Annotated in this window: 1 protein-coding gene; it reads right to left on the bottom strand. The window is 31.8% G+C overall.

Annotated elements, in window-relative coordinates:
* Nucleotides 1-18: 18 nt before the first annotated feature.
* Nucleotides 19-468: hypothetical protein (locus tag C1I92_RS35915; RefSeq protein ID WP_111258842.1), on the bottom strand; the 450-nt coding region annotated here is incomplete at its 5' end.

Here is a 468-nt window from a genome sequence, read left to right on the forward strand (position 1 = left end):
CTCCTAAAAAGGAGTTTTTTATTTGTTCATATAATTTGAAATATTTTTCTCATACTTTTGTACCAAACTAGCTTCAAATTTTTTATCGTTTTTAGAATTTTTAACTTTTTCCCATAGAATGGCCGCCACTTTTAATTTCTGATGATAATTCTGACTTTCTGAACTCTTACAGAAATCCCTCACAAAATTATTCCATTGATACGTTGCTTCTTCTGCTGTCTCCCTTAGTACATTACCTTGCCCAACCATCTCTTGATATCTTTCCAATAAATCACGCACAGTCATTTTGGTCTCACCGTTATGTTCAGCTTGTCGTTTAATAACGGCCATTTCTTTCTTAAATGAAAACTTTTCTTTACCAAAATATTCTGCGAAGAGTTTTCTTGCCTCTTGATTAAGACTAAATCCTTCTCCCAAAATTTTTGTTTCTAATGTAATTTTTGTCTTATTTCTACTAGTGGTATGCTT

This window comes from Jiangella anatolica, from assembly GCF_003236295.1.
In the GTDB taxonomy this organism is placed as follows: Bacteria; Actinomycetota; Actinomycetes; order Jiangellales; family Jiangellaceae; genus Jiangella; species Jiangella anatolica.